Source organism: Colwellia sp. BRX8-5, assembly GCF_014077325.1.
Taxonomy (GTDB): Bacteria; Pseudomonadota; Gammaproteobacteria; order Enterobacterales; family Alteromonadaceae; genus Colwellia_A.
In genome coordinates this window covers 1-7,263 of record NZ_JACGVR010000059.1, presented here as the reverse complement: position 1 = coordinate 7,263, position 7,263 = coordinate 1, and the positions used below count along the sequence as shown (strand labels likewise).

Annotated in this window: 2 protein-coding genes and 1 pseudogene; 1 reads left to right on the top strand and 2 read right to left on the bottom strand. The window is 35.3% G+C overall.

Going from position 1 to position 7,263, the window contains the following annotated elements; genetic code table 11:
* Nucleotides 1-185: 185 nt before the first annotated feature.
* Nucleotides 186-6,257, bottom strand: a complete 6,072-nt coding sequence (locus tag H4J62_RS19795) for a beta-propeller fold lactonase family protein (protein ID WP_182230623.1) — start codon at nucleotides 6,255-6,257, stop codon at nucleotides 186-188.
* A gap of 363 nt (nucleotides 6,258-6,620) precedes the next feature.
* On the bottom strand, nucleotides 6,621-7,085 hold the full coding sequence (locus H4J62_RS19790) for a transposase (protein ID WP_182218640.1): 465 nt from the start codon (nucleotides 7,083-7,085) through the stop codon (nucleotides 6,621-6,623).
* Between the two features lie 16 nt (nucleotides 7,086-7,101).
* Between H4J62_RS19790 and H4J62_RS20795 the strand changes: the two are divergent.
* Nucleotides 7,102-7,263 (top strand): annotated as a pseudogene (locus tag H4J62_RS20795) (hypothetical protein); the annotation flags it as partial.

Here is a 7,263-nt window from a genome sequence, read left to right as displayed (position 1 = left end):
TTGGAACTCGGTGACGTTATTTGAATTAACTAAAGAAAGCGCGGTAGAAAGTTGCATAAAAAAAATCCAGTGATATCAATCACTGGATTTTGATCTCATTAGCAAATTAATCAAGCTATAAATTGTTTAATTGATCGGCATTAGACTGTTAAGTCCCTTTTGTAGTTATATCTAAGCTGAGTTATTTAATCGATTCTTAACTTAATAACGTCATAATAACCATTTGCACCAAACAACCAAACGGTATTTTCGAAGCTACGAACATTGACTTTAGATTCAATATCGGTTGATGTCGTAATTTTTGCAGTTGCGACACTTGTTATGCTATCGCCTATTGTTATATCCATTAAATTAACCGAAATAGCTTTATCAATATTCTTTGATACAAGTAGTATTTGTTGGTTATTTAACAAAGAAATATCCCAATGTCCCACTAGCGACTCTGCAGCAATCTCTACCAAAGCCCCTGTATCCATATCATGAGCATAGGTTACAATTTTATCGTTAGTTACATCAGTAGTATCATCAGCAGCTTCAATACTATACACATAGAAATTATCGGCAGAGAAAACAAACTGAGTTAAACTTGGAAATGCACTCTCTTTTACAGATAAGACATCGCTATTATAGCTATAAGTACTGCCAGCTAGGTGAATATCAGATCCATTAACTTTTATCAAATCCCATTGCCCAAATTGAGAAACATCTGTTGAAATTGCGCTAAGTAGGGTTAAGGTATTATCATCTTCGATTAAATAAAGTGCTAAACCAAAAGACTCGGCATAAAGGGCTGAATCAAAAGACTCTCCGTTAGGTAAAGTATTTAGACTACGCTCAAAAGTAAGAATACGATTATTTGAAAGCAATATACTTTTATAAACACTATATCGTTCACTACCATCACCTAAATAATATGTTTCCACATTAATAAGTTCACTGCCAGCAGTTGGTATTTCTGCCACGGTATATTGTGTTCTTCTCTGTTCAACTGAAAAGTCATCGGCAAAAAACATCACTTTATTATCATTAAACAATAAAGACGAACGAATGCTTTCACTGCTTAATTGTAAATTATGAAATATATTCGTAGCTAAACCTAAGCCATTACCTAAGTCTTCAATGCTTGTAACGTTGCCACGATTATTCATCGCTACAACTGAATCATTATTAACCGCAAAGCTAGCTAAGTTATCAAACCCTTTAGCTCCAAATTTATGTTGATTAATCGTTTCTTCTTCAATTAAATCGATATTATTGACGATATCATTATACCAGCCAATCCAGGTGACTCTATTTCCATCATTATTAAGATGAATATCAAGGGTCATATCATCTAGATTTGAATTACCAAAATGATGAGTAATCGCTGAATCACTAATGGTTAGGTAATCAATTTTATGGTTACCACTATTCTGACTGTTAATAACCACTTTGTTGCCTTCGGCATTAATATCCATAGCCATAACAATAGATCCAGGAATGTTATAATTAATGGTGTCATCAACCGTTAAGCTACCATCACTTGCTATATCTAACGTCATGAAATATTCATCAGCCGCTATATAGGCTTTATTTGATGTTTTAGACGTTAATAATGACATGCCATTAGAGTTATAGTCGGGAAACTCTTGAGTTGTCGAGCTAGACACTTCACCTGTATTTTGATCTAATGTTAAAGTTTGCACTTTTGCTATGCCTGATGAATAGCCGTAATACAAATATTGATCATCGCTAGAAATATCAAAGTTATGCTCATAATCAGGATATTGGTCAAGTGGAGAAGCAGAAATATAAGTTAGATGTCCAGTATCAGCGTTAATACCATAAACAAGTAAGTTATCATCGCTAGTACCATAATGCGCAGTTGCATATAAGAAACGACCATCAGAAGAAATTTTAAACATTTCAACTAAATTTAAGGATAGATCAGTAATTTCTGACAAATAACTAAACTGTGAGTTAGTAACCGTACCTTCAGTGCTGTCAACATTTAGTACCATTAACGCCCCCCCATCAGTGTCATCTTTTTTTGCATTTAACGCCCAATAGAGATTACCGTCCGGTGAAAACTCTAGATAAGTGCTATTAGATACCTTTACTAAGCCAAGTTCGCTAGGTGTTACTAGTTGTGACGTTTCAGTTACTTGTCCATCATCGCCCATAGTAATGATAAGTAAACCATTAGTACCACCAACATACATAAATCGGCCATCCGCACTAAATACAAAGTCTTGCGCATTATCAATCAAGCCGTCTTTATCTTGTGCCATAACAGTAATCGCAGAATCTACAACCCCATCGCCATTATCGTCAGTATCAGCGTTATCTCCAGTGCCATCATCGTCACTGTCAATCCATTCTGTACTATCTAAAGGAAAGGCGTCGTCTTGATTTAAGTAACCATCGCCATCGATATCATAGTCAGAATTATTACCAAGACCGTCCTCATCGGTATCTAGCCACTCAAAGCGATTTAATGGAAAAGCATCTTCATCATTTATTATGCCGTCACCATCTATATCAGTGTCAGAATTATCACCAACTCCATCTTTATCTAGGTCTGTTGTTTCTGTTGCATCTAAGTCAAATAGATCGGCATTATCAAATACGCCATCACCATCAGAATCACTATCAGATGCTATCTCAACTTTAATCACGTCGTAGTAACCACCTTGCACAAATAGCCATACAACATCGCTATTTTCAACAGGGTAGGTATTAACAAGGAACTCTGTATTACTTTCAGTGGTAACTGAAGAAGTAGACACGTGAGTTAAACTGCCATCATCATTTACTTGTACTGATTTCAAGGTAATGTTTTGGTTTTTGTTTAACGAGGTGATTAAAAAATTCTGCTCTGAAACTTTAGTCATTCGCCAAGTGCCCGGCATTTCTTCTATCGCCATTTGCGTTAATTCGCCAGTATCAGCATTAATTGCATAACTGATTAACTGTTCTTCAACAAGGCTATAAACAAACGTTTTATCTTTAGCATAAACAAACTTGTGCAGATCATTAGGTAAAGTACCTATTGATGTTATCTCATCGTTAGTCAAACTAAACGATTGACCATCAACATAAAAGTTATCACCATCAAAAACCAGGCTATTGAAATTAGATACATAACCATCATCAGCAACGAAAGCACTTACAAAGGTCAAACTATTATCTGATTCGATGTTATAAAGCGAGTAACCAATTGTTTGGCTGGTATTAACACTTCTTTCATAAGCTAAAAGTTGATTTTTCCGTGGCACTTTAACGCCAGTATAAATACGATATAGTTCTTCACCATTACCTAAATAACGCGTAATAGGAGTTAATAAACTGGTACCTTCTTCAGGAATAGTTGCGGTTACATAAGTAGTTCTTGAGTTCCCCGTATCATAATCATTGGTAATAAAAAGCAATGTCGATACATCTAGGGCAACTCTACTTCTTAGCGTACCTATTAAATCAGGCTTGTCGTAGTGGTTAGTGACTAAACCTTGGTCACTACCGGAATCAGTAATTTTTACCGAGTTCGCTTGACGATCCAATGATAACGTACTGTTTTCTGTTAATACTGTACTTTGTAATCCACCAAGGTATTTCGCACCAAATAGTGTTTCATTAATTGTTTCATCGGCTAGATTTAAGGTGTATAAAATATCGTTATAATATCCAAGCCAATTAGCTTGATTACCATCGCCTGAAAAACTTATTGATAACGAAAACTCTTTAAGACCAACTTTTGAATATTGAAGTTCAGGAATAAAACTTTCATCAATAGTTATATGGTCAACTCGATTAAGGCTTGTGTCATAGTCAGAGCTAAAAACAATTGCTGAATTTTCAGCTTCATTGATGCTAAGTGCCATAGACGCTGGTTTTGTTGAGTCATAAGCAATTGAGCTTTCAACAGAAAAACCACCATTAGCTTCTACATCTAGCACCATAAAGTCGCCACCGGCAGTCATAAATGCTCGATCACTTGTTTTAGATGTCACAAAAGATAAACCCGTTGATTCTATATCAAATTCCTGTACCCAAGAATCTATGACAAATCCCTTGTCAGTATCAAGCATCATTACAGCTAAGGCGGCGGATGAAGGGGAGGTGTCGTAATTGGTATAACCGTAATATAAATATTTATTATCAAAAGAAATATCAAAGTTATGTTCATAATCTGGATTACCAAAAGTATCTAAATCGTAATTGCTTACATAACTTAAATGACCAGTGTCAGCATCAATTTTATAGATAAGTAATTCATTTCCGGCATCGCCATAATGCATAGTTGTGTAAAGAAATTGGCCGTCCGATGAAAACTTGAATATTTCCGGTTGATTGGCTGCAATACCTGATGATTGTTCAAAGGAAATGGTTTGTGCTTTTACAACACTACCTGTTTCTTCGTTGACATCAAAAACCATCATGACATTAGCTTGAACATAGTTAATTTCTACTTGCGTTCCCCAATACAACTTACCATTAGGAGAAAAATCTATATAAAAGCTCGAAGTTCTCCAACGAGAACCTAAATCAGACGGGGTAACAAGTTCTGTTCTATCAGTCGCTTTGCCATTTTCATCTAAGGTTACAATCAATAGACCATTTTCACTACCGATATACATAAACTTACTATCAGGACTTACTACAAAGTCTTGAGCCCACTCAATTAAACCATCATTTTCTTGAGCAATAGTTTTATATGCTGTGTCATTGTGCCCATCACCATTATCATCGGTATCAGCATTATTTCCTACATTGTCGTTATCACTATCAACCCACTCTGTAGCATCTAAAACAAAAGCATCATTAATATTTAAATAGCTGTCACCATCAATATCTGGATCAGAATTATTTCCTAAACCGTCGAGATCTGTATCAATAGATTCTGTTGCATCATAATCAAAAGCATCGTTGTCATTTAAAACGCCATCACCATCAATATCAGTGTCAATATCATTTGCAATACCATCGCCATCAAAATCATCAAGTTCAATACCAACTTCTGCTGCTTCTTCTAAATTAGCTGCAGTTTCAGCGGCGGCAACAGCAAGTGCTTCAGCGATTTCTTCGTCAGTTAAGCCACTATTTTCAAGTTGAGTTAATTGTTGTAAAGTAGTCTCCGCTGTAATTATAGCAATCTCAGTTAATACGTTTATATCTAGAGTACCGTCCAAATCTTCAGCAATCATAGCTTCAATAACTTCACTTATAACATTGGCAATAACGGTAGCATCAGCAATTTCTTCTGCTGTAATTCCATCAGCTGAATTGATATTATCTACCATTAAATCAATAATGACATCTCCCATTACGCTTGCCTGTTGGCTAGTTTGAGCGATGACTTCAGCTGAAACTGCTTCGGTAGAGGTTATAATTGCTTCAAAAGAGTTATAAGTTGTTTCATTAATTAATTCGATAACAGCGGAAAAGTTCTTGCTAGTTTCAGTCGTTAATGATTCTGCATTTTCTTCAACAAAACTAATAACAGATGATGCGGTAGCATTTGCAAGCGCGCCAATTGCTTCTGTATTTTGAACTAATACTCCACTTTCATTCGCTTGTTGTATAATAGAGGATATTTGAGAAGAGACAGTTTTCGCAACTAATAATTCACCTGCAGTAACGGCATTGGTTAAGTCTTTAGGGATAACTTGGTTTTTAATCATAAGCTCAGATAACACCGTTAGCTCTTGACTTCCCGTTTCTAAATAATCAGTTGAAAGGTCTGCTATAGATATGCCTAAACTTTCCGCTACTGCTGTTTTAGCCGCTTTAAGATCACCATTGTTTTCAGCAGAGATCGAAACAAGAGTTGTTAAAGGAGTAGCAATGTTTTCTCCTGGTAGAGAAAGCATTTGAAAAGCTGTTTCTTCTGTAATAGGAATACCATCGGGATTCTCATCACTAATAGTATTTTCATCTATCGCCCCTGGAGGAACAATTACAATCACTTTTATATCTTCAGGTGGAAGTCCTAGTGATGTTGTATCTATTTGACCAAAACCGCTAGGTCCTGTTTCAATCCATGGTTCCCCATCATCTAAAGTTTTATTATTATTAAGATCAATATAAGCGATAGCACCACGAATATATCCATCGATAACGGTAATATCTTGATGTGTTGCAGTGGGTATTGGAGCTGGTGGGGTTATAGTAACATCTGATTTTGATTCACTTCCTCCACCGCCACATGAAATTAGTAAAAACGACAAGCTAGCACTAAGTAGTAGCCTTTTATTTCCTATTAATGAAAAACTATCCATTATTTTATCCCTGTATATTATTATTTTTTGTACTTCTGTACACATAAAAAGTAGCAACAATATTCTGTTTATACAAGGACGTATTTGTCTGAATTTAATACTGCTAGGGGATGGTAGTTATAAGTTACTTTATAGCGCGGAAAGTTTCTCATTCTCACGCTATCGAATTTCTTTTTTACTGATACTGGTTAGTTTAATTATTTAACTCAAGTTTAGGGGGGCACTTATATCTAATAAAAGTGAACTCTACATCACTCTATCCCTTCTTGACGTAAGGTGAAACTATCCATTTGCATGACTTGCTTAAAAAATCAATCACCGTTTGCTCAATTTTCGCTAGTACATCAGATTTATCAACGCTTGTTAAATTAACCATTTATTTACTGCTAAAGTCATTAATGCTTTAAATAATCGCAATAGTTTACTGGCAAAGTTCAAACAACTTAGACTCTCTTCAAAATAATTTATTACCTCACTAATCCTTGCCACCCCTTCTTCATGTTTGGCTGATAATAAGAGACAAAACCTTAATCCTGTTAGATTAATTGAGGCGATGTAAACGCTGTAATGAAGACTTTGCTCTTTTAAAAAACTGAGTTTTTGTTTCGCTTCTTTGAAGTAAACTTCAATACCCCAACGTAAGGCATAAACCGCTAGTATTTTTTCATCATCTAGCTGACTATCTGTCGTTAAAAAAAACGCCCAATCATGCTTACTTGTCTGCTGCTTATTCTCGTTTATTGAGCGAATAAAGAGTAATTTTACTTTAACCCATTGGGCTGATTCTTTATCTCTCAATGCGATTAACGAACAGCAATATTTAACCATTCATGTGACGCCTCAAATGGACAGTAGTTATATTAGCTTTGAATCGAATATATATTTACTTTTGCTTGCGCCAAAACTTTTAGAGATACTGGCACCAAAATCTTTTGATTTAATGAGCTTTAATGAACAAGCTTTTGAGCAAAAATTAAGGGTGTTAATTCCAACACAATATGTGAGT

Coding starts and splice junctions, on each gene's coding strand:
- H4J62_RS19795 (WP_182230623.1), bottom strand. CDS start 6,257: ATGGATAGTTTTTCATTAATAGGAAATAAAAGGCTACTACTTAGTGCT.
- H4J62_RS19790 (WP_182218640.1), bottom strand. CDS start 7,085: ATGGTTAAATATTGCTGTTCGTTAATCGCATTGAGAGATAAAGAATCA.